Source organism: Rhodopseudomonas sp. BAL398 (assembly GCF_033001325.1).
Lineage (GTDB): Bacteria > Pseudomonadota > Alphaproteobacteria > Rhizobiales > Xanthobacteraceae > JARJEH01.
This window is the reverse complement of sequence record NZ_CP133111.1, coordinates 3,762,812-3,785,094: the sequence shown is the minus strand read 5'-3', so window position 1 is coordinate 3,785,094 and position 22,283 is coordinate 3,762,812. Positions and strand designations below refer to the sequence as shown.

23 protein-coding genes are annotated in these 22,283 nt (G+C 65.8%); 10 read left to right on the top strand and 13 right to left on the bottom strand.

The features are described from left to right. Nucleotides 1-108: 108 nt before the first annotated feature. Complete coding sequence (locus RBJ75_RS17860) at nt 109-675, top strand: DUF2478 domain-containing protein (protein ID WP_044415566.1); 567 nt, start codon at nt 109-111, stop codon at nt 673-675. 61 nt (nt 676-736) lie between these two features. On the opposite strand, the gene RBJ75_RS17855 is transcribed toward RBJ75_RS17860, so the two are convergent. The 3 genes from RBJ75_RS17855 to RBJ75_RS17845 form a co-directional block, all read right to left on the bottom strand. Beyond that, nucleotides 737-946 carry a molybdopterin-binding protein gene (locus RBJ75_RS17855; RefSeq protein WP_044415567.1) on the bottom strand — a complete coding sequence of 70 codons (210 nt, stop codon included), beginning with the start codon at nt 944-946 and terminating at the stop codon, nt 737-739. Nucleotides 947-1,085: 139 nt separating this feature from the next. After that, nucleotides 1,086-2,231 (bottom strand): NapC/NirT family cytochrome c, encoded by a 1,146-nt coding sequence (locus RBJ75_RS17850; RefSeq protein ID WP_052629075.1) that lies wholly within the window; start codon nt 2,229-2,231, stop codon nt 1,086-1,088. A 123-nt stretch (nt 2,232-2,354) separates the two neighbouring features. After that, a complete protein-coding gene (locus RBJ75_RS17845; protein ID WP_276156461.1) occupies nt 2,355-3,368 on the bottom strand; it encodes a cytochrome-c peroxidase in 1,014 nt (337 codons plus the stop codon). A gap of 192 nt (nt 3,369-3,560) precedes the next feature. On the opposite strand from RBJ75_RS17845, the gene RBJ75_RS17840 reads away from it, so the two are divergent. The 5 genes from RBJ75_RS17840 to RBJ75_RS17820 all read left to right on the top strand — a co-directional run bounded on the left by RBJ75_RS17840 (nt 3,561) and on the right by RBJ75_RS17820 (nt 7,954). Further along, the gene (locus RBJ75_RS17840; RefSeq protein WP_044414670.1) at nt 3,561-4,367 is read left to right on the top strand and encodes a TOBE domain-containing protein; all 807 of its coding nucleotides are present in this window, start codon (nt 3,561-3,563) and stop codon (nt 4,365-4,367) included. A 24-nt stretch (nt 4,368-4,391) separates the two neighbouring features. Then, on the top strand, nt 4,392-5,144 hold the full coding sequence (modA, locus tag RBJ75_RS17835; protein ID WP_234707477.1) for a molybdate ABC transporter substrate-binding protein: 753 nt from the start codon (nt 4,392-4,394) through the stop codon (nt 5,142-5,144). A 208-nt stretch (nt 5,145-5,352) separates the two neighbouring features. After that, complete coding sequence (gene modB, locus RBJ75_RS17830; protein ID WP_044409256.1) at nt 5,353-6,039, top strand: molybdate ABC transporter permease subunit; 687 nt, start codon at nt 5,353-5,355, stop codon at nt 6,037-6,039. Continuing rightward, a complete protein-coding gene (gene modC, locus RBJ75_RS17825) occupies nt 6,036-7,175 on the top strand; it encodes a molybdenum ABC transporter ATP-binding protein (protein ID WP_044409252.1) in 1,140 nt (379 codons plus the stop codon). The genes modB and modC overlap by 4 nt, the downstream gene beginning before the upstream one ends. 155 nt (nt 7,176-7,330) lie before the next feature. Next, on the top strand, nt 7,331-7,954 hold the full coding sequence (locus RBJ75_RS17820; RefSeq protein ID WP_044409249.1) for a DUF2478 domain-containing protein: 624 nt from the start codon (nt 7,331-7,333) through the stop codon (nt 7,952-7,954). Here RBJ75_RS17820 and RBJ75_RS17815 read toward each other — a convergent pair. Continuing rightward, on the bottom strand, nt 7,927-8,814 hold the full coding sequence (locus RBJ75_RS17815) for a S8 family serine peptidase (RefSeq protein ID WP_276156771.1): 888 nt from the start codon (nt 8,812-8,814) through the stop codon (nt 7,927-7,929). The two genes, RBJ75_RS17820 and RBJ75_RS17815, sit on opposite strands and share 28 nt — an antisense overlap. On the opposite strand from RBJ75_RS17815, the gene RBJ75_RS17810 reads away from it, so the two are divergent. From RBJ75_RS17810 to RBJ75_RS17800, 3 genes are all read left to right on the top strand, one after another. Next, on the top strand, nt 8,785-9,123 hold the full coding sequence (locus tag RBJ75_RS17810; protein ID WP_173427341.1) for a hypothetical protein: 339 nt from the start codon (nt 8,785-8,787) through the stop codon (nt 9,121-9,123). The two genes, RBJ75_RS17815 and RBJ75_RS17810, sit on opposite strands and share 30 nt — an antisense overlap. Next, the gene (locus RBJ75_RS17805) at nt 9,120-10,934 is read left to right on the top strand and encodes a tetratricopeptide repeat protein (protein ID WP_234707374.1); all 1,815 of its coding nucleotides are present in this window, start codon (nt 9,120-9,122) and stop codon (nt 10,932-10,934) included. The genes RBJ75_RS17810 and RBJ75_RS17805 overlap by 4 nt, the downstream gene beginning before the upstream one ends. A 132-nt stretch (nt 10,935-11,066) precedes the next feature. Further along, nucleotides 11,067-15,515, top strand: a complete 4,449-nt coding sequence (locus RBJ75_RS17800; protein WP_044418521.1) for a cytochrome P450 — start codon at nt 11,067-11,069, stop codon at nt 15,513-15,515. Between the two features lie 244 nt (nt 15,516-15,759). On the opposite strand, the gene RBJ75_RS17795 is transcribed toward RBJ75_RS17800, so the two are convergent. The 6 genes from RBJ75_RS17795 to RBJ75_RS17770 form a co-directional block, all read right to left on the bottom strand. Then, nucleotides 15,760-15,909 carry a hypothetical protein gene (locus tag RBJ75_RS17795; protein ID WP_276156769.1) on the bottom strand — a complete coding sequence of 50 codons (150 nt, stop codon included), beginning with the start codon at nt 15,907-15,909 and terminating at the stop codon, nt 15,760-15,762. Nucleotides 15,910-16,273: 364 nt separating this feature from the next. Beyond that, nucleotides 16,274-17,017, bottom strand: coding sequence for a hypothetical protein (locus RBJ75_RS17790; RefSeq protein WP_044418615.1), 744 nt, complete (start codon nt 17,015-17,017; stop codon nt 16,274-16,276). A gap of 176 nt (nt 17,018-17,193) precedes the next feature. Beyond that, a complete protein-coding gene (locus tag RBJ75_RS17785; protein ID WP_411194473.1) occupies nt 17,194-17,430 on the bottom strand; it encodes a hypothetical protein in 237 nt (78 codons plus the stop codon). A 186-nt stretch (nt 17,431-17,616) separates the two neighbouring features. Next, nucleotides 17,617-18,390 carry a thioesterase family protein gene (locus RBJ75_RS17780; protein WP_276156768.1) on the bottom strand — a complete coding sequence of 258 codons (774 nt, stop codon included), beginning with the start codon at nt 18,388-18,390 and terminating at the stop codon, nt 17,617-17,619. 156 nt (nt 18,391-18,546) lie between these two features. After that, nucleotides 18,547-19,515 carry an NAD(P)H-dependent flavin oxidoreductase gene (locus RBJ75_RS17775; protein WP_044418819.1) on the bottom strand — a complete coding sequence of 323 codons (969 nt, stop codon included), beginning with the start codon at nt 19,513-19,515 and terminating at the stop codon, nt 18,547-18,549. A gap of 341 nt (nt 19,516-19,856) precedes the next feature. Continuing rightward, a complete protein-coding gene (locus RBJ75_RS17770; RefSeq protein WP_052629071.1) occupies nt 19,857-20,087 on the bottom strand; it encodes a hypothetical protein in 231 nt (76 codons plus the stop codon). Nucleotides 20,088-20,319: 232 nt separating this feature from the next. On the opposite strand from RBJ75_RS17770, the gene RBJ75_RS17765 reads away from it, so the two are divergent. Continuing rightward, the gene (locus RBJ75_RS17765; RefSeq protein ID WP_052629070.1) at nt 20,320-20,595 is read left to right on the top strand and encodes a hypothetical protein; all 276 of its coding nucleotides are present in this window, start codon (nt 20,320-20,322) and stop codon (nt 20,593-20,595) included. Nucleotides 20,596-20,641: 46 nt separating this feature from the next. On the opposite strand, the gene RBJ75_RS17760 is transcribed toward RBJ75_RS17765, so the two are convergent. The 3 genes from RBJ75_RS17760 to RBJ75_RS17750 all read right to left on the bottom strand — a co-directional run bounded on the left by RBJ75_RS17760 (nt 20,642) and on the right by RBJ75_RS17750 (nt 22,199). After that, nucleotides 20,642-21,223, bottom strand: coding sequence for a YqaA family protein (locus tag RBJ75_RS17760; protein WP_044418055.1), 582 nt, complete (start codon nt 21,221-21,223; stop codon nt 20,642-20,644). Nucleotides 21,224-21,294: 71 nt separating this feature from the next. Beyond that, nucleotides 21,295-21,696 (bottom strand): phosphoribosyl-ATP diphosphatase, encoded by a 402-nt coding sequence (gene hisE, locus RBJ75_RS17755; protein WP_044418051.1) that lies wholly within the window; start codon nt 21,694-21,696, stop codon nt 21,295-21,297. 59 nt (nt 21,697-21,755) lie between these two features. Then, entirely contained in the window at nt 21,756-22,199 is a 444-nt protein-coding gene (locus tag RBJ75_RS17750; RefSeq protein ID WP_044418049.1) for a hypothetical protein, read from the bottom strand. Between the last annotated feature and the right edge of the window lie 84 nt (nt 22,200-22,283).

The window sequence follows — 22,283 nt, the reverse complement described above, 5'->3', positions numbered from 1 at the left end:
GCCAATGCGCGCCGACCAGGCGCTGGGTCTCGATGCTGCGAAGGGGGTATTTGCCGGCGTCCAGAATTGCGTTATATAGATAAGCTACATGACGTGAGGGCTACGCCCGTGACCTTTGATTCCCAATGCGATCTCGCCGCGCTGGTGTATGAGCCGGATCAGGATCCCGATCGGGTGTTGCGCGATTTCGCAGCTGCCCTGGATCGGCAGGGCGCCCGCGCGGTCGGTCTGGTGCAGTTCGGCCACCGCGAAGCAGGTTCGAAGCGGCTGTCCGCGCTGCTGTTGCATTCGGGCGAACAGCTGCCGCTGTTCCAGGACCTCGGGCCGATGGCGACGGGATGCCGGCTCGATACCGGCCGCCTGATCGACGCCGGCATGCAGGTCGCCGGCGCCATCGACGCCGGCGCCGATCTGCTGATCGTCAACCGCTTCGGCCGCCTGGAGCGCGAGGGCAAGGGATTGAGCTATCTGATCGACCGCGCGCTCAGCGCCGATATGCCGGTGGTGATCGCGGTGCCAAGCGGACGCTTTGACGACTGGATCAAATTCGCCGACGGCATGAGCGTCCGGCTGCGCTGCGACGCCGATGCGCTGGCGGCGTGGTGGGCTTCGCTGTCGGCCCGCGGCCGCGGCATCGGGCGGCCTCACATTACTTATTGCGACGCGCTGAAATGAGATGCGGAACGTGATCGGGCGGCGCGTTTCCGCGTCGCCCGATCACGCCTGCTAATGATGATCAGTCGATGGCGACCAGAACGTCGGAGGCCTTGACCACCGCCATTGCCTGCTTGCCCTTGGCGAGCTGCAATTCGTCGACCGCCTCGTTGGTGATCGAGGCTGTCACGATCGCGCCGCCGCCGATGTCGATCCGGACATGCGAGGTGGTCGCGCCCTTGATGACGTCGACGATGGTCCCCTTGAGCTGGTTGCGGGCACTGATTTTCATCATTGGATACTCCGTTGGATTTTGGCCGGCTTTGCCGTGCGAGTTCCGTTGTATAGAGTGACTATATGACCCTTGCGAGCCCTCCCTTTGGACCCGCGGCGCCCGGATCAGGCAGCCATCGTGTTGGCAGCGCGTCGGATCAGGGCGACGGCGCCGCGTCGCGGGCATGGTTCTGCAGGTAGGATTGCAGCAGAGCGACCTCGTCCTGATTCAGCGGCGTCAGTCGCCGCATCGCATTGATATGGCCGATCCAGTCATTGGCGCTGGCGTATTGCGGCGGATGCAGTGCGTGGCATAGCGTGCAATTGTCGTCATTGATCTGCGCCGCGATCCGCCAAAGCGGCGCGACCGAGGTGACGAAGCCGCCGGCCTTGCTCCAGAGCTGGAGCCGGACGCGGGTCCAGACCTCGTCGGAGCCGGGATCGGTCAGGGTATCCAGCGCTTCGACGCGCGCCACCGCTTGCTCCGACAGCGTCGCCAGCAACACCCGCTGGCCCTGGCGCCGATACATCAGTTCCGGCGAGCCCTCGCGTTGCCAGCCGGTGATCGTCAGGCGAAGCGCATCGCCGGCGATGGCCCGTACCGTCACGGCCGCCGCCGGCGCCAATTCGCCGTCGGGACCGGCGGCGTCGCGGGCCAGCCGGAACTGAATCGGCGCGATGGCGTAGAGCGTGGCGCCGACCGCCGGCGTCAACGCCGCGGCGGCGGCGGCGAGTGCGGCGAATGCCGCGCGATGGTCGGCATTGATGTCGGGGAGGTGATGCGCGATGCCCTTGTGGCAGTCGATGCAGGTCTTGCCAGCCTTCATCGCCGCCGCCATCGCGGTCGCGGCCTTGGTGCTCTGCTTGTGGAAGTCCATCGCCGCGAAGGAATGGCAGTTGCGGCATTCGCGGCTGTCATTGGCCCGCATCCGGTCCCATTCGCGGCGCGCCAGCCGGTGGCGCCTGGCCTCGAATTTTTCCCGTGTATCGATGCTGCCGGCCGCCCAGTGATACAGCTCCTTGGTGGCCATCACCTTGCGCGCCAGCTTGTGGCTCCAGTCGCGCGGAACATGGCAATCCGAACAGATCGCCCGCACGCCCGAGGCGTTCCGATAGTGCGCCGTGGTCTTGTACTCGGCGAACACATTGTCGCGCATCGCGTGGCAGGAGGTGCAGAATTCCAGGCTGTTGGTGGCCTCCATCACGATGTTGAAGCCGCCCCAGCCGACCACGCCGGCACCGGCCGCCAGCACCAGCGCCGCCAGCGGCCAGCGCCGGCGCGATCCGAACCAACCGAAATGCATGATCATTCCTCGCCGCGATGCGACGGCCGCTGCGGCCGGGCCAACGCAAGGAGGCAGCCGGCGCCGCCGCCGTCTGCCCCCGATGTTGTGCGCCTTTGGCGGCGGCGTGTCGTGCCGAACGCCTCAGTTGAACGGGTGCGGCGGCTCGGTCTTGTCGGTCGACGGCGGCAGGATCGGCAGCTTGAAGTCGGGCTGATCGCCGGTCAGCGTCTTCAGAAAGGCGACGATCTTGGCGTTCTCGGCCGGGGTGAACTTCTTGCCGAGCTGGATCCGGCCCATGATATCCACCGCCTTGGATAGGGTGCCGGCCTCGCCGTCATGGAAGTAGGGATAGGTCAGCTCGACATTGCGCAGCGTCGGCACCTTGAAGTTGAAGCGATCCGCCTCTTCCTTGGTGACGGCGATGCGTCCCTCGGCCCGGTTATCCGATTGGTACGGCTCGACCACCCCCATCTTCTGGAACGTATTGCCGCCCACCGCCGAGCCGTTATGGCAGGCGGTGCAGCCGGAATCCTTGAACAATTCGTAGCCGGCCAGTTCGGTCGGGGTGATCGCCGTCTTGTCGCCCTTCAGCCATTTGTCGAACCGCGAATTCGGCGTCACCAGGGTTTCCTCGAAGGCGGCGATCGCGCGGGTGGCTTCCTCGATGGTGATCTTGTCGTTGCCGAAGGCCGACTTGAACTCCTCGACATAGCCCGGCACCGAGCTCAGGAACGCGATCGCCAGGTCATGGGTGAAGGCCATTTCGCCGGGGTTGGCGATCGGGCCGCCGGCCTGGTCCTGCAGCGTCAGGGCGCGGCCGTCCCAGAATTGCGCGACGTTCAGGCTGGAATTCAGCACCGTCGGGGCGTTGATCGGACCCTTGTTCCAATTGTGCCCGATCGAGGTTTTCAGATTGTCGGTGCCGCCCATCGACAGGTTGTGGCAGGAATTGCAGGAGATGAAGCCGGATTTCGACAGCCGCGGATCGAAGAACAGCTTCTTGCCGAGCTCGACGAGCTTCGGATTCTTGACCACCGCCGGCACGATCGGCGAGATCGGCTCGTCGGCGGCGCGGGTGATGAGGCAGGTCGACAGCAGCAATGCCGTCGACAGAGTGAGCGCTGTTGCCAGCGGCGCAAGCTTGTTGGTTGTCATGGCAATCCCCAATGGCGGGCGAGGCTGCTTGCCGCTCCATTGGGAGCTGTGCAGCCGCCCGTGGCTCCTGGATAGTGAAAGCAATTCTCAAATCCATTGACTTAGATCAATTCTAAGTCGCAACAGCGTTTCCGCGGCGTCGTACCAAAGCGGCATTGCCCGATCGATCTTCACGTTATATAGAATGGCTATATGACGCAGCAAACGCTCCCGATCGAAGCCACCGTGACGCTTGGCAGCAAGGATGTCGCCAGCGTCGGGCGCGAGCGCATCCGCTTGCTGCAGGCGGTGGCGCGCGAGGGCAGCATCACCGCCGGCGCCAAGGCGGTCGGGCTCAGCTACAAGGCGGCCTGGGACGGGCTCGATGCGATGACCAACCTGTTTGGCCAGCCGCTGCTCGAAACCCGGACCGGCGGCAGCAAGGGCGGCGGCGCCGCTCTGACGCCCACGGGATTGCGGGTGATCGAGGCGTTCGGCCGGCTCGAGGCCGAAATGGCGCGGGTGTTTCGCAGCCTCGAGCCCGATCTCGCCGGCTCCGGGATCTCTCCCTTCAATCTCGTCTCCGGATTTTTCATGAAAACCAGCGCCCGCAACGCCCTTCGCGGCACCGTCACGGCGATCCAGTCCGATACGCTCAGCGCCGAAGTCGCAGTCGCGGTGTCGGACGACACCACGATCTACGCGATGCTCACAAGCGAGAGCGTGCGCAGCCTCGGGCTGTGCGTCGGCCGCGAGGCGATCGTGCTGATCAAGGCGCCGTTCGTGCTGATCTCGCCAGGCGATGTGGTGCCGCTGGTCTCGGCGCGCAATTGCGTGCGCGGCGTGGTCCGGCGCGCCGATATTTCCGCTGTCAATGCCGAGATCGTGCTCGACATCGGCGGCGACAAGACGCTGGCCGCCTCGATCACCGCGCGCAGTGCCGCCGATTTGAAGCTTTCCCCCGGCGATCCGGCCTGCGCGTTGTTCGACGCCGCGCACGTCATCGTCGCCATCGACTAGCAAAGGAGTCCGATCGTGAGATCTTTGAAACTACTGCGCCTCGTCGCCATCGCTGGCGCTGCCTGCCTGGCCGCCGGCAACGCCTTCGCCGCCTCCACCAACGTCGCCGTCGCCGCCAATTTCACCGACGCCGCCAAGGAGATCGCGGCGGCCTTCAAGCAGAAGACCGGCCATGAGGCGGTGCTGAGCTTCGGCTCCAGCGGGCAGTTGTTCACCCAGATCAATCAGGACGCGCCGTTCCAGGTGTTTCTGTCGGCCGACGCCGCGCGCCCGGAGAAGCTTGCCGACAGCGCCCCCGGCGTCGCCGGCAGCAACTTCACCTATGCGATCGGCAAACTGGTGCTGTGGAGCAAGGCTCCCGACGCGGTCAAGGGCGAGCAGACCCTGAAGGACGGCAAATTCGCCAAGCTGTCGATCTGCAATCCGGTGGCGGCACCCTATGGGGCGGCGGCGGTGGCGACGATGAAATCGCTGAAGGTCTATGACAATCTCAAGCCGAAGCTGGTCGAGGGCGCCAATATCACCCAGGCCTATCAGTTCGTGCAGACCGGCAATGCCGAGGTCGGCTTCGTGGCGCTGTCGCAGGTCATCAACGACAAGGACGGCTCGCGTTGGGTGGTGCCGCAGAATCTCTACGCGCCGATCCGGCAGGACGCGGTGCTGCTGAAGAAGGGTGCCGACAACGAGGCCGCGACGGCCTTCATGAGCTTCCTGAAGGGACCCGAAGCCCGCGCCATCATCGAGAAATACGGCTACCAAGCCGGCGAGCGCAGCTGAACTGGCTTGAGTTAAACAAGCCGCCGCGCGCACGGTCCACCTCTCCCATAGGGAGAGGTCGGATTGCGCAGCAATCCGGGTGAGGGGTTACAAGCCAACGAGATCGTATCCCCTCACCGCAATCTCTCCACATCTAAAAGCGCGCGCACCGCCCGTTGAGCTACGTTGAGGTATTGAGACTCACTCGAACTCGGAAAATCGAAGGTCAATGGGCGGACTTCCCGACGACATCTGGCAGCCGGTGCGGCTCACCATCGAGCTTGCGGCGATCACCACGGTCATCCTGCTGGTCATCGGCACGCCGATCGCGTGGTGGCTGGCGCGGTCCAAGGCGCGGTGGAAGGAAGGCGTCGCCGCGGTGGTGGCGCTGCCGCTGGTGCTGCCGCCGACCGTGCTGGGCTTCTATCTTCTGGTGCTGCTGGGGCCGGACGGGCCGGGCGGCGCCCTGGCCAATCTGTGGGGCGGCCGCACCCTGGCCTTCACCTTTGCGGGCCTGGTGATCGGCTCGGTGATCTATTCGATGCCGTTCGTGGTGCAGCCGATCCGCAATGCCTTCGCGGCGATCGGTGATCGGCCGTTGGAGGTCGCCGCGACCTTGCGGGCCTCGCCGACACGGGCATTCTGGACCGTGGCGATCCCGCTGGCGCGGCCGGGCTTCTTGTCCGGCGCCGTGCTCGGCTTCGCCCACACCGTCGGCGAATTCGGCATCGTGCTGATGATCGGCGGCAATATTCCCGGCTCGACCAAGGTGCTGAGCGTGGCGATTTACGACTATGTCGAAACCTCGCAATGGCGTGAGGCCAGCATTCTGGCCGGCGGCATGGCGGTGTTCGCCTTCGTGGTGATCCTCACCATGATGCTGCTGGAGAAGCGTACCGCACGGATCCGCGGATGAGGGCGATCGCACCCCGTCAGATTCGCGCGCAATTTCGCGGTCAGCTCGGCGGCTTTCAGCTCGACGCCGCATTCAGCGTGCCGGCCACCGGCATCACCGGCCTGTTCGGCCCATCCGGCTGCGGCAAATCCTCGGTGCTACGCTGCCTCGCCGGTCTGCAGCATTTGCCCGGCTCGTTCTGCGAGGTCGATGGCGAGATCTGGCAGGACGATGAAACCTTCCGGCGGCCATTCGAGCGGCCAATCGGCTATGTGTTTCAGGAAGCCAGCCTGTTCGCCCATCTGTCGGTGCGGGCCAATCTGCTCTATGGCGCGCCGCGCGGCGCGCAAGCGGCGCCCGGCGCGATCAGCTTCGACGAGGTGATGGAACTGCTCGGGCTCGAGCGCTTGCTGCCGCGCTCGCCGCAGAATCTCTCCGGCGGCGAGCGCCAGCGGGTGGCGATCGGCCGTGCCTTGCTGTCGCAGCCGAAGCTGCTGCTGATGGACGAGCCGCTGTCGGCGCTGGACCGGCTGACCAAGGACGAGATCCTGCCGTTCCTGGAGCGGCTGCATGAGCGGCTGGCACTGCCGGTGATCTATGTCAGCCACGACATCGCCGAGATCGAACGCCTCGCCGATCATCTGATCCTGATGCAGGCCGGCCGGGTGCTGGCGTCGGGGCCGCTGCACGATCTGCAGAGTGATCCGTCGCTGCCGCTGGCGAGCGCGCGCGACGCTGCGGTGAATTTCGACGCCACGGTGGAAAGCCACGATTCCGTCTACGGCTTGCTGACGCTGCGGATCGACGGCGGCCATCTGCTGGTGCCGGCGCCGGCGCTGCCGATCGGCGACCGCCGCCGGGTGCGCATCGCCGCCGGCGAGGTCAGCCTGGTCCGGCAGCCGCCCTATCGCACCTCGATCCTGAACGCGCTGCCGGCGCGCATCGTCGCCCATTCGCCGATCGGTCCCAGCGAAATCCTGGTGGTGCTGGCGCTCGGCCCGCAAGGCGAGGGCGCCAAGTTGCTGGCGCGGGTGACGCGGCGGTCCTGGGATCATCTCGAACTCGGCGAAGGCGTCGACGTCTACGCCCAGGTCAAGGGCGTCGCTCTGGCCCCTGAGCGCGGCGCTGCGGGCGATCGCGATCCTGCGATGCGCTGAGCGCGCGGCGTCCGCGCTCCCTTGCCCGGCATGAACTTCGCATTGTCGGATCTGCGGTCGGCGCCGCCGCGCCGCGGCCCGCCGATCGTTATGCAGCTACCAATTATCGGACTGTCAGCTTGCTACGCGGCTGTGGTGATGAAGGGGAACCGACAATGTCGTTCGAAGTCATTCAATCCAGCTTGGTCGAATCCGCCTTGATCGCGGCGGTTCGCGGCGGCCCGGGCACGCCCGCCGCCGACGTGCTGACCGCCTTCGCGCTGCGGCGCAAAGCCGAAGGCGTGCGGATCGTCGGCGTCATCGTGCCGCCGGAGGAGACCGGCCATGTTCCGCCCCATCCGCCCGGGAATAGTCATGGCGAAGGCCATGTACAGGATCACGGCGGCCACCCGAATTGCGAGTGTCGCAGCGAATTGCTCGATATCGCTACCGGCGATCGCTACGCGATGCATCAGAATCTCGGCTCCGGCTCGCAGGCCTGCAATCTGAATTCGTCATCGCTGGCGCTGGCGTCCGGCGCGGTCGAGCGCGCCATCGCGCAAGGCCCCGAGCTGGTGGTGCTGAGCCGGTTCGGCGGGCAGGAAGCGACACGGGGTGGCTTGATGGCGGCGTTCCAGGCCGCGGTCGCCGCCGGCGTTCCGGTGGCCTGCGTGGTAACGCCGAAGGCGGACGAGGTCTGGGCGGATTTCGCGCAGGGGCTGTCGGTGTCGCTGCCGGCCGAGGGCGAGGCGCTGGACGCCTGGTGGCGCGCTCAGGCCCGCGGCCGCCACGCGGCGTGACCGGCCAATGATCCCGCCGCTGATCCGCGCCACACGCCGAAGCGGCACCGCGCCGGAACAGAATTGCCGCCCTCCGCCACCACGCGCTCGACGGCTGCCTGGATGTTGTCGCGCCCGATCAGCACGCGTTGACACTCGTACGACTGGGACGGAACCCGCGGCGTGGCGGTGGCCAGGATTGTGGCGCCGACTGCGCTTGGATTCGGCGCCTGACCGTCCTGGATTTGCGCACTCAGCAGGAGCCCGGCGATGCCTGACACCAGCGCGGCGGAGTAATTCGACCCGGTCCGATAGGCAATGCCGCCTTCCAGCTCGGCGCCCATCAGATTCGATCCCGGCACCATGATGCCTTGGTCGATGAGGGCGCGACGCCCGGCGTCGGCCAACAATCGGCCGGACTTGTCGATCGCACCGATCGGCAGGATGGTCCGGGTGTCGCCGAAAGCGCCGCGAAGATCGGTGCAGCCGTCGCCGGCCGCGACGATCAGGACATTGTGCCGGTCGCACAGGGCGACCGCCTCGGCAAGCGCCGCGGCTGGCCTCAGGCCCTGCTGCAACAGGCCGCCACTGACGTGGATGATGTGAGCCCCGTGTTTGACCGCCAGGGTGATGGCGTGCGCCAGTTCCCGGTCGGAGCAGCCGCGCCGATCGTCGCGGAAAATCGGGATCACCAGCCCGCGACACAGCGGTGCCAGGCCCTCCGCGGAGCTGCAGGGCTGCCCGAAGATCAGGCTGGCGATGTGGGTTCCTTGCGCGGTCGCCCGGCCATCGGCCGCACCCGCCGCAGCGGTCGTCTCCAGCGGGGTCAGCCGCGCGCCGCGAAAGCAATCATGGGTGCGATCGACCGGCCCGTCCAACACCGCGATCGTGACGGCCGGATCGCCCCCGCCAAAAGCGAACAGGATGTCCTGCTGAAATGCTGCCCCCGCAACGCCTGCCATATTGCCTCGCTCATACCGGCTGCCGATTCGTCAGATACGTTCAAATCATTCGTCGTCGTTGAACCTGCTCGGTTCATCACTAGGCTTACGCGCAGGGCCGGCTCATCCTTCATTGCTCTGGCCGCCTCGTTGTTGAGGAACAGCAATCACTTAACTTTCGCCTTTGCGATGCCCTGCGTCTGCGCGGTGACGCGCGACCAGCGTGAAAATCTCGTGATTGCTACGTGAAAAATGCTATTCTCAGCGGCAGCAGGGGATGTCTGGTGATGGGGACCAAGGAATTGCGCTTCGCGCTGAATCTCGAGGGGCCGTTTCAGTTTTCAACATCGGACGGCGATCGTATCGAGATACCTAGTAAGAAGGGCGTCGCCTTGGTCGCCATGCTGGCGATGTCCAAGGAGGGCGAGCGGACGCGCGGCTGGTTGCAGGACAGGCTTTGGCGGAACCGCGGCCCAGCCGAGGCGGCAGGGAGTTTGCGCCGCGAATTGTCCAATCTGCGCAAATGCCTCAATGCCGGGGCCGAGCCGCTGCTGATCTGCGAACGTGATCGGGTGCGACTTCGGCTCGATCTGATCGATGTCGATGCGCTCAATCGGACGCAGGATACAGGCCGCTCGGACGAATTTCTCGAAGGATTCGATATTCCGGGCGAAAATGGGTTCCGCGGCTGGCTGTGTGAGCAGCGGTTGGCGCTGGCGCGCGCGCCGCAGCTGGCGCCGTCGCCAGCGGACGTGTCGCGGGCGGCGCCCCGCGCCCTGGGTCCGCTGCCGAGCTACATCGTCGATACGTCGCAGCCGGTGCTTGGCTTCGAGGGTAACCATGCCATCGCGGTGTTGCCGTTCGGCAATCTCACCGGTGACGAAGAACATGACTACCTCGCCGAAGGTATCAGTGAGGAGCTGATTGGAGGCCTGTCGCGGATTCGCTGGCTGCCGGTGATCGCCCGCAATTCAAGCTTTTCATTCGCCGATTCCGTCGACCGCAAGTTCGTCGGCCAAAGGCTCGGCGCCAAATATCTGCTGGAAGGCCATCTGTATCGCGCGCACGACTCCTACGGGATCTCCGCCAGCCTATCGGAGTCGGTCACTGGCTATGCGATCTGGTCGCGGCGCTTTCCGCTGGCGTCGCCGACATCGCGCGAGGCGCTCGAGCAATTCGTCAACGAACTGGTGGCGCATCTCGGCACCCGGATCGAACACGCCGAGCAGACCCGCACCCGCGCCAAGCGGCAGGACAGCCTCGGCGTCAACGACCTGATCTGGCGCGGGCGCTGGCATATGAACCGGCTGACCCGCGCCGATTCCGAGATGGCGCAGAAGCTGTTCGCCGAGGCGCTGGCGCTCGATCCGGAATCGCCCGAAGCGCTGATCCAGGCGACGGCGGCGCTGGGCTGGGCGATCTGGGCCGGCCGGCAGCCGCAGGAACAGATCCTGCGGATGCGCAAGCTGGCGCAGCAGGCCACTTTGGCCGATCCCGATGATGGCCGCGGCTTCATGCTGGCTGGCATCGCCGAAATGTGGCTGCGTCACCCGCTGCAGGCCAAGGTGCTGCTGCAACAGGCGATCGCGCTCAATCCCAGCCTGATGCTGGCGCACGCGCAACTCGGCGGCAGCTATAATCTGATCGGCGAGGCCGAGCCGGCGATTGCCCATCTCAAGGCGGCGCTGCGGCTGAGTTCGAACGACCCGCATATGTTCTATTCGCTCGGCGAATTGGCGATGGCCTATACGCTGCTGAGCCGATGGGACGACGCGATCGAGCATGCCGATCACGCGCTGGCGCGGCGCCCGGCCTATTGGTATGCGCATGTGATCAAGATCAACGCCGTGGCGCGCAGCGGTAATATCGCGGCGGCGCGGCTCGCATTCGACGAGTTGGTTGCCGCCAAGCCGAATTTTTCCAAGCAATATATCGACTGGCTGCCGTTTTTTGATCGCGGGTGGATTGACCATTTGGTCGAAGGCCTGAGAATGGCCTCGGGGCGCCGGAGCGATTGGTTGACCGGTCAGGAGAGCTCCACGCCGTATTTGCAGACCTAGAGCGTTTTCGAGCGAAGTGGATACCGGTTCGCGTGAAGAAAACGTGTCAAAACAAGAATCTAGAGCTCCGGTTCTGATCTATCAGAACCGGAATTGCTCTAGCCGTTTTTCAGAATTGCTTTGAGGTGATCGATGTTCACGCTCAAGTATTATGACGCGATCAAGAAGGCCCAATCCGACACCGCCGCCTCGCCACCCGCACCAATCACTCCGTTCGATCTCGACGATCTCGGCGCCGATACCACGTTCAGGCGCTGGAGCTCATGGGCGTTCGGCTACCTGATGCGCGCCGCGCTCTATCTGTTTCGCCGCTACTGGCCCAATCCGCGGTTCGGCCGCCTCGTCATCGTCAGCCGCGACAGCGACGTTCGGCAGGTGCTGGCGCAGCCCGATCTGTTCGAGGTGCCCTACGGCCTGGAGATGACCGAGCTCGCCGGCGGCACCAATTTCGTGCTCGGGCTCGAAGGGCAGCCACACGATGCGCAGAACGCGGTGATCCGCAGCGTTTTGCAAAAATCCGATCTCGATCGCATCCGGCAATTGGCCGCGCATTACAGCAACATCCTGATCGACGCCTCGGGCGGCCGGATCGACGTGATGAAGGATCTGCTGACGCGGGTCGCCACCGAGACCTGCTGCGCCTATTTCGGCCTCAAGACCGACGATCCGGACGCCTTCGCCCAATGGGCGATGTCGATCTCGGCGCTGCTGTTCGCCGATCCGTTTGGCAATGCGGCGACGCGCCGGCTCGCGCTCAACGGTTCGGCGCAGATCCGCCTGGTGATCGACCGCGCCATCGCCCGCGTCGAGCAAAGTCCGGAGACCGACACGGTGGTCGGTCGGCTGGTCGCGCAGCGCCGCGACGGCGCCGTGACCGATGACCAGATCCGCGCGATCCTGGTCGGCCTGGTCACCGGCTTCATTCCGACCAACACGCTGGCGGCCGGCAAGATCCTCGACGAGCTGCTGCGCCGGCGCGACGTGTTCAAGGATGCAATCGGCCGCGCCCGCGCCGATGACCGTGACGGTCTCGAAGCGATCCTGCTCGAAGCCGCGAGACTCAATCCGGCGCTGGCGCCCGGGCAGTGGCGCTACGTGCGCGAGGACGGCGTGATCGCCCACAACACGCCGCGGCAGCGCCGGGTCCGCGCCGGTGACGTGCTGATGGTGGCGACGATGTCGGCGTTGCGCGATCGCGAGGTCTTCGTATCGCCCGGCGTATTTCGCGCCGATCGGCCGAACCGCTCCAGCCTGATGTTCGGCGACGGCGCCCATGCCTGCCTCGGCATGCATGTGGCGATCGCGCAGATCGGCGAAGTGTTCCGCGTGCTGCTGGCGCAGCCGGGGCTGCGACGCAGCGCCGGCCGCGATGGATCGATCGGCTGGGTCGGCCCGTTCCCGCGCCGGCTCGACATGGAATTCGAGCCGCGGCTGGCGCCGGCGAGCCAGAGCATGATCGTGATCTGCGCGCCGTTGCGCCCGCGGACCGATCGCGAACAGCTGCGCCGGCAGATCAAGGCGCTCGGCAATCCGGCGCGGCCTGACATCGTGGCGACGCTGCAGGCCACGGGGATCGTGCATTTTGCCTCGTTGTCGCTGGTCGATATCGGCGAGCCGGAGGCGGCGGCGCCGCATCTGCTGCTGGAGCTGAACGCCGACGGCTCGACCGCGGCGGCGATTGCCACCGTCGCCGCGGCGGCGCAGTCCTGGCTGGCGCCGGTGTTCGCCCATGCCGATGCCAGCGCCGGCACGCCGCTGGTCGAGCTGCTGAACCGGCATGTGCTCGATCTGCAGACCCGCCCGTGGAACGCGATCGGGCTGAATTTCAACGGCACGCCGGAATTCGCCGTCGCCGATATCGCGCGCCAGGCCGAGCTCGCCGATTTCGCCGAGGATGCGCTCGAGGATTATCTGGAGAACCACGCCTGCCTCGGCAGCCGCGCCATGCTGGCGCTGGATTATGTCCGCAAGCTGATCCGTCAGGACGACGAGCTCAAGCGCGTCATCGCGCGCAGCGACGAACCGCGCAAGCAGCAGATGCAGGCACTGATGGCGCGCGGCGCGGTGTTTGCCGACTATCTGATCCGGCCGAGCCGGCGGCGCCTGGCGATCTCCGACTGGGTCGATCGCAGCGGCACCGAAGCATTGGCGTCGCTGCTGTCGTCGCCGACCTTCCGCTGGATCGGCGCGATCCTGATCGCCGCGGTGCTGATCGCGAGCCAGGCGATCTATGGGGCGATCGATCCGTTCTCGGACGATGCGTCGGCCGGGCGTCTGGCGCTGGCGGTGGTCGGCGGCCTGCTGCTGGTGCTGCTGAAACTCGCGGTCCTGGTCGGGCTGTTCCTGCTGGTGCTGCGCTATTACGAAAACAAGGACGTGCCGGACAATCGCGATCCGGATCTCGACGCCGTCAAGGCGATCGCCGCCAGTGAGAATCATCCGGGCTTTGCGCAGAACCACATCACCGCGGTCACCGCGCTGAAGCCCGGCTGGTTTCGCAAGCTGACGCTGGCGCTGTCGCTATGGGGCATCAAGCAGCTGGTGACGCATTGGTACCGTCCCGGCTTCGTGCTCAATATGGGCACCATCCACTACGCCAAATGGTTCAGGCCGCCGGGCACCGACAAGCTGATCTTTCTCGCCAATTACGACGGCAGCTGGGAAAGCTATCTGGAAGATTTCGTGATGAAGGCCCATGCCGGGCAGTCGGCGGCGTGGAGCAACGGCGTTGGCTTTCCGAAAACCCGCTTCTTGATCCTCGACGGCGCCCAGGATGGCGACCGCTTCAAGCGCTGGGTGCGGCGCCAGCAGAGACCGACGCAATTCTGGTACAGCCGCTTTCCTGAACTGACCACCGACCAGATCCGCCGCAATGCGGTGATCCATGACGGGCTGGCGCGGGCCTCGACCGACACCGCGGCCCGCGCCTGGCTCGATGGCTTCGGCTCGATGACGCGGCCGGACTATTCGATTGAAACCCCGGAGGTGCAGTCGCTGGTGTTCCGCGGCATGGGCGAGATGAAATACACCGCCACCGCGCTGCTGCGGCTGCCGGCCGATCGCGCGGCCTGCACCGTCTGGCTGCGGGCGATGATGCCGGAACGCGCGCTGTCGTCCGATCCGGCGGCGGGGGTGGCAGAGCCGCAGGTCGGCCCAATCGCCTTTGGCGACCATCCTTTCACCGGGACGGATGACGACAAGGTCGCGAGCTTCATCGCCTTCTCGGCGGCGGGGTTGGCCAGGCTCGGGCTCAAGCGCGACACCCCGAGCGACGGGCTGTCGACCTTCTCCGGCGCCTTCAATATCGGCATGGCCAACCGCGCCAATGTGCTGCGCGATGTCGGCCCATCGGTGCCGCGAAGCTGGATCTGGAGCGACGCAGCGCAAGACGGCGCCGATATCGCGGTGGATGCCGCGCTGTTCGTCTATGGCAGGTCGCCGGCGGCCTGCCGCGCGGCGCTCGACGGCCACGCCAAGCTGCTCGGCGGCCGCGCTGCCTTCCTGCACATTGTCGAGACCGAGCCGGTCACCGTCGCGGCCAACAAGGACAGGGAGCCGTCGCTGGGCTATGAGCATTTCGGTTTCGCCGACGGCATTTCGCAACCGGTGATCAAGGGCACCCAGCGCTCCGCCAAGGGCGCGCCGCCGCGCGACATCGTCGAGCCCGGCGAATTCATTCTCGGCTATCGCAACAATCAGGGCTACTACCCGCCGAGCGCCACGGTGGCGAGCGCCTCTGATCCGGCCAATCATCTGCCGATCCTGCCGGACGCGTTCCCGACCCGGTTTCCGAATTTCCGCTCCGATACGCCGACCGCGGCGGTGCGCGATTTCGGTCGCAACGGCACCTTCCTGGCGATCCGCCACATGGTGCAGGATGTCGAAGGTTTTGCCGCCTTCACGCAGGCCAAGGCCAAGGAGCTTGCGAAGTATCGCGACCTGTCGGCGGTGGTCGGCGAGAACCCGAGCGCCGACTGGGTCGCGGCGAAGCTGATGGGACGCTGGCGTGACGGCGTGCCGCTGGTCGATCAGCCCAATTCGAAGAGCTTCAACACGCGTCGCCAGAAATCCCGTCTCGATCAGGATGAGCCCTATGACCGCGACAATGATTTCTCCTATGGGGAGGACGACCCGCAGGGGCTGCATTGCCCGTTCGGCGCTCATATCCGCCGCGCCAATCCGCGCGACAGCCTGCAGCCCGGCGACCCGACCCAGCAGCAGATCACCGCCCGGCACCGGCTGCTGCGCCGCGGCCGCTCCTATCAGATCCCGCCGGGCGCGCCAAAAGCCAGCGAAAAGGGCCTGCTATTCGTCGCGGTCTGTGCCGATGTCGAACGCCAGTTCGAGTTGGTGCAGCAAAGCTGGGTGAGTTCGCCGTCGTTCCACGGCCTGTCCGACGAGCCCGACCCGATCATCGCGTCGGCGTCCGGCGATCCGAAAGAGAAGCGGGTATTCACGATCCCGACCCCGGCCGGCCCGCTGACGCTGCACGACATGCAAAGCTACGTCACCGTGCGCGGCGGCGGCTATTTCTTCCTGCCCAGCCGCTCGGCGCTGCAATATCTGATCGATCTGGGGTGAAGGCGAGCCCGGTGCAGCGGTTAACCGCGAGATTCCGGGTTATCTCGCAGCTATCGCTGCTCGATCCCCGGAATGACTGCCGACTTTTTGATCGGGCGAAACACTATTCATTGTGGTCGCTCAAAATGCAGTTGCTCACAATCGGCGTCCGATCCGAGATTTCTTGGTTCAAGCTCGGTCATTCCGGGGCGCGAGGCCGTAGGCCGAGCGAACCCGGAATCTCGCCGCGCGCATGGCGCCGCGGTTAGCCGCAAGATTCCGGGTTATCTCGCAGCTGGCGCTGCTCGATCCCCGGAATGACGCTGATGTTCGGATCGGGCGAAACACTCTTCATGTAGTCGCTCAAAATGCAGTTGCTCACAATCGGCGTCCGATCCGAGATGTCTTGGTTCAAGCTCGGTCATTCCGGGGCGCGAGGCCGCAGGCCGAGCGAACCCGGAATCTCGCCGCCAGCAGGGCGCAGCGGATACTACCAAAGGGCCCGGCCTCTCGTTCGTCATGCCCGGCCTTGTGCCGGGCATCCACGCCTTGAAAGCTGTGCTGGATCAGAGGCGTGGATGGCCGGGACAAGCCCGGCCATGACGCGTGGAGGGGGCGAAACCAAGTGGATGGGTCGAAACCAAACGCCTTGGATATAACCGCAAGATTCCGGGTTATCTCGCAGCTATCGCTGCTCGATCCCCGGAATGACGAGGCAGAGTTGGAATGCGCGCATCGACACGATTGGAAGCAGCCGCGCTGGTCAGCAGCCGCGGCGCTCAGATCTGGGCTGCGACCTGGTGCAGGCCGATGATGCGGGCCAGCGAGCGGACTTCTTGCTTCTGGTCTTCGCGCAGCTGGAACAGCAGCGGCATTGCCGCCGATTTCAACTGCTGGACCTCTTCGCTGTCGGGATCGATCGGCGGCGCGCCCTTGATCGATTTGCCGTGGCGGGAGGCGTGGATCTTGCGGGCGACGGCGCGCAGCGCCTGCTCGACCGAGGGCCAGTAATATTCCTGGGACGACGACAGTTTCAGCCGGCTCTTGATGGCGGCGATCTGCTCGTCGCTGAGCAGGGTGTAGGGCTTTGGCGCCGGCGGCTTGGCGGCGAGTTTCGGGCGCTGCATCGGCAGCGGCGCCACGGCGATCGGCGTGGCGGCTTCGAGGGGGGCTGCGGCTTCGGAGGAGCTAGGCTCGTCGGTCGCGGGCGCCGTGGCTGTCGGCAACACCGGCGCGTCGGGGACCGGCGCCGGCCAATTGGCGGCGCCACCGGCCGCAGCCAGGGCCAGCCGCAGCGGCTCGCGCAGTTCCGGAAAATCCTGCTCCAGCGAGGGCACGGCGGCCGCGGCGGTCGCCACAGGAAGCTTGTCCGCCTTGCCGGCGCGATTTGAGATAGGCTTTTGGTCCGCGGCCAGCTGCATCACCCCGACGGCAGGCAGGCCGTTGCGCGCCAGTACGGTGACGGCGGCGGCGCCGGTCATCAGGAAGCAGGCCAATGCCAGAAGCGTTGCTGTCTTCGTCAAGCTGATCTCCAAGCGCGGTGACGAACCCTTAGGCATATCCATCACAAATGCAGAATAATTATGGCTGAGCACTTGCGAGCGATTCCGAGCGGCGGCCATGGCACGCCGTTTGGAAGCTCACAGCAAAATCATTCGGCATTGGCGCCGGTGGCGCGTCGCGCTGGGTTCCGCCCGGTTCAGGCGGCGACCGCCAGTTCGTAGGCGTCCTGAATGTCGGCGACGATTTCGGAGGCCTCCCACAGCGCGTTCGGCGCGACCCGCTGAATGCTGATGGTCCAATTGCCGCCGCGCCGCGTCCGCGGCGTGCTGACGATTTCGAATTGAACGTTGCGGCAGAGCGGGTGACGCTGCAGCGCGTAGTGAACCCGGGTCCTGATTTCGTCGAGCGTGGCCGGTGTTTTTCCAGAGAACATATCGCTGTCCACTCTGCTGTATGGCTTCATCGAGGCCGGAGCGCCCTCTGACGCGTCGGCGAGGCCGAGCCCCGGCGTCGGTATGTTGGACCCGCTATGGTTAATGGCTTGTTAATTGCGCATGACGGCAGCGCCGCCTTGGGCGCTTCGATCCGCGGCGCGATGCGGCGGACTGCGGCCGGAGACTCAGCGCTTTGCGATGACGAGGTTCTGGATGGCGCGGCCGAAATAGCCGTGGATGTCGCCGAGCTGCGACGCCGCGATGCCGGCACCGTCGGGGCCGAGCCACATCTGCGAATTCAGCAGGATCCAGTCGCCGACCGGCTGGCGAGCGAAATGGACGTTGAGGTCGGCATTGATGAAGGTCCAATGCTTGAAATCAAGGATCGACGAGGTGGCGTTGCTGAAATCGGCGGCGATCACCGCGCGCATCGCCTGCGAGGTCGGCTGGCCCTCGATCAGCGGCCGGTCGGCGCGGTACCAGGTCGCGCCAGGGCCGATCGAGCCGAAGCCGCCGCGCACCTTGCGCAGCGACATTCCGCCGACGAAGGGATTCTGGGTGAAGCTGACATCGAGCGGCGGGCATGCGTCGGGCAGCGGCACGTCGAGCGGCGGATGCACGATCTCGTCCGGCAATTGCTGCGGCTCGATCCTGATCTTCAGCGCCGTGGCGTTGACCACGACCACGCCCTTGGCCAGCAGCTTGACCGCGCAGAGCTGGATCTTGCGGCCCTCGCGCAGCACCTCGGTCTCGAAACTCAGTGGCGCCACCGGCACCGGCCGCAGCAGGTCGACGGTCAGCCGCGCGATCTGCATCGGCCGCGGCGTCGGCATCGCTTCGGCCAGATAGGTCACCAGCGCCGAGGGCGGCGAGCCGTGCTGCATAGTCGGGTGCCAGGGACCGGCGGCGTGCGGACCGGTCATGACGTGTTTGCCGTCGATACGAAACACCGCGTCCATCACTCAATCATTCCCATGCGGCTTGGTGCCCCGGATGCGGCGCACAGCGCCGCTGATCCGCGGTCCTGGTTTTTGCGGCGGTTAAGCGGGGTCCCGGTTCTGCGAAGCGGCACTGCGTGCCGCATCGCGCCCGGGACACGTGGAGAGCGTGAGGTCTCACAACGCCGGATCGATCGCGGCATCGTATTCGCGCTTGAACCGCGCCACCAGCTCGGCCACCGGCACGACCGCCTCGACGCTGCCGATGCCCTGGCCCGAGCCCCAGATTTCCTTCCAGGCCTTCGGCTTGGCGCGCTCGCCCGAGGCGTCGGTGCCGAAATTCATCTTCGACGGGTCGGATTCCGGCAGATTGTCGGGGTCCATCCCGGCGGCGACGATCGAGGGCTTCAGATAGTTGCCGTGCACGCCGGTGAACAGGTTGGAATAGACGATGTCCTCGGCGGTCGAGGTCGTGATCATGTCCTTGTAGCCTGGCAGCGCATTGGCTTCGGTGGTGGCGATGAAGGCCGAGCCGACATAGGCGAAATCGGCGCCCAGCACCCTTGCGGCGCGAATCGCCCGACCATTGCCGATCGCGCCGGACAGCGCAATCGGGCCGTCGAACCAGGCCCTTGTCTCGGCCACGAAGGCGAAGGGCGAGATCTCGCCGGCATGGCCGCCGGCGCCGGCGCAGACCAGGATCAGCCCGTCGGCGCCCTTCTCGATCGCCTTATGGGCGAATTTCTGGTTGATCACGTCGTGGAAGACGATGCCGCCCCAGCCATGCGCGGCCTGGTTCAGCTCCTCGCGGGCGCCCAACGAGGTGATCATCATCGGCACCTTGTGCTTCTCGCACAGCGCCATGTCGGCCTCGAGCCGGTTGTTGGATTTGTGCACGATCTGGTTGACGGCGAATGGCGCCGACGGCCGCTCCGGATGGGCGGCGTCATGGGCGGCGAGCTCCTGCTTGATCTGCGCCAGCCATTCGTCGAGCAGCGCCGCCGGCCGCGCATTCAGCGCCGGAAACGACCCCACGATCCCGGCCTTGCACTGCGCGATCACCAGCTCCGGCACCGAAATGATGAACAGCGGGGAGCCGATCACCGGGATCGACAGGCGGCCTTTGAACAGTGCGGGCATCGACATTCGCAGATTTCCTCATTTTGTTTTTGGCGGCGAGATCGCGGCGACAACAAAGCAAGGGGGCTACCGCGTTGCAAGATGCGATTGCATGAATTCGCAGCATTTGAACGCAAGATCGTCGCCCGATTTCGTGCGCACGCGCCAGGGAATTTCCGGTTCTGATAGATCAGAACCGGAGCTCTAGATTCTTGTTCTGATGCGTTTTCTTCACGCGAACCGGTGACCACTTCGCTCGAAAACGCGCTAGAGCAGGATGACTTATCTTCGAATCGCCATCCCGCTCTAGCTTCTTGTTGGAGCATGATCTTTTCCGAAAACCGGGATCCACTTTTCGGGATCATGCTCTATTGGCACCAGGCGCGGGTGACGAAGCTTTCGGTGCGGCAATCGCCAGGCTGACGCTTGTAGCCCGGGATCAGCAGCTTGGCCGAGCATTTCTCCACCGCGTCGGTGCCCAGACTCTTGCCCTGGCTGTAGCCCTTGGCCTTGCACAGCGCGTCGGCGGCGGCCTTGCAGTCCGGTCCGCCTCGGCTGGATTCCGGGCACTGCACGCGACCGGTCACCAGCGACGGCATTCCGAACCATGACGACGCCCCTGACGGCGATGTCGCGGGGGGAGCGGCCGCAGGAGGCGGTACTGGCGGTAGCGGCCCTGGCGGCGGCGGTGCGGGTGTTGGAGGTGGCGGGCCGGGCGGCGGCGCGGGCGGTGGCTCTGGTGGGGGCGGCACCGGCCGGGGCGGCGGTCCTGGCCTCGCAGGCTGATCGGCTTGTTCGACGGCCCGTTCCGGGTCGGATTTCGGCCGCCCGGTGGCCCAGTTCGGCATCGACAGGCTCGGCATCGAGATGTCGGGCATCAGCGACGACGGATTCTTCAGCAGCTTGCCGATTTCATTGACCAGACCGGGATTCGTCTTTGGCGGCGGAGGCGATGCGGCCTGCTGGGCAGGCTCGGCCGCCGGCGGCGCTGGCTGTGCAAGGGCCGATTGCGGCAGGCCAAGCATCGCAATCAATGCCGCGGCGCTGGCGCGCAGCGGGAGTCGCGCGAATCGCGGTGCCGTGAAAGCGAACATGGCCGCACCGTAGCCCGATGTGCCGGCGCCGAAAAGCGCTACGGGCCACGGCCGAGCGCTTAGACCAGGCGGACCGCGACGACGAAGCCGAGCACCAGCACGATTGCGCCGAGGCCGACCCAAAGCCCGAGCCGCTTTTCGATCTGCTCGCGAATCCACACGCCGTAGCGGTTGAGCAGGATCGCCACCACGAAGAACCGGCCGCCGCGCGCGATCACCGACAATCCGATGAACTGCCAGAAGTTGAAATCGGCGAAACCGGCGGTGATGGTGACCAGCTTGTAGGGGATCGGCGTCAGGCCCTTGAGCAGGATGATCCAGGCGCCCCATTCGGCGTAACCGGCGCGAAACGCCGCGACCTTGTCGCCATAGCCGTAGAACTGGATCACCCAATGCCCGACCGAATCGTACAATAGCGCACCGATCGCATAGCCGACCGCGCCGCCCACCACCGAGGTGACAGTGCACAACCCGGCATAGAGCCAGGCCCGCTCCGGCCGCGCCAGCGACATCGGAATCAGCATCACGTCAGGCGGCACCGGAAAGAACGAGCTTTCGGCGAACGACACCATGCCCATCACCCACAGCGCATAGGGCTTATGGGCGGCGTCGATGCACCAATCGTAGATTTTCCTCAGCATGGCGCGATCAACCATCCTGGCGCGCAATTGTCCATGCCGGGGAGGTGAAATACGCGCAATCGGGGGAGCGCTTAACGCTGCTTGCGCAGGCCGCGGGCGTCGAGCGCGGCAATTGGCCGCCGTTCGGTCGCGCCGGAAGCGGTGTCAGGGCGGCCAAGTGGAGATTTCGGCAGTTTTTCGGCGATGCCCAGCATGGCCTCGCGCCGGTCCATCTCGCGCCAGACATCGTCGGGCGTCACCCCGGCGGACGCCCACAGCACGGTCAGATTGTAGAGCAGGTCGGCGCTCTCGCGAATCACGGCGGGGCGATTGCCATTGACGGCATCGATCACCACCTCGATCGCCTCTTCGGCCAGCTTCTTCGCCATCTTCGACGGGCCGCGCTGGAACAGCCGGGCGGTGCGCGAAGTCGCCGGGTCTAGATCCCTGGCCGCCAGCACGGCCTGATAAAGTCGGTCGAGCGAATCATTCATTCGCTGATGCTAATGCAAACGCGCGCCAAGTGCGCGCGTTGCCGGGCCCTCCGGTACTGCTACCAGGCGCCATAGCCGCCAATATGCCCATATCCCGGCCCGCCATAATAATCTGGCCGGCCATAATAAGCGGGGCCGCCATAATAAGCCGGTCCGCCCCCGTAATAGACCGGGCCGCGACGGTAATAGCCATCATCATAGTCGTCGCGTCGGGCCTGGGAGGCGGCGATTGCGCCGATCGTGCCGACGATGCCGGCGAAGGCAGCAGCTGCGGCCGCGCCGCCATTGTTGCCGCGACGGGCATAGTGCCGGACATGGCGATGGCGTCGGGCCGCGCTGAAATCGGTGATCTGGCTGCTCGACACGTTCGTTGCGCCGCTGGCGCGAGTCTGGCTCGCGGCCGATGCGGTTGTCGGGGCGAAGGCGGTCAACGCGACCGCCGCCATGGTCGCCAGTGCGACGCCACGGCTGGCCGATGCGTTCAATTTGATACGCGTGAACATGGGATGTCCTTCGGTTGCTTGGCTTTGGAAGCCGAGGACACAACCAAACGGCCGCGACAAAGTTCCATTGTCGCGGCCGGTCGG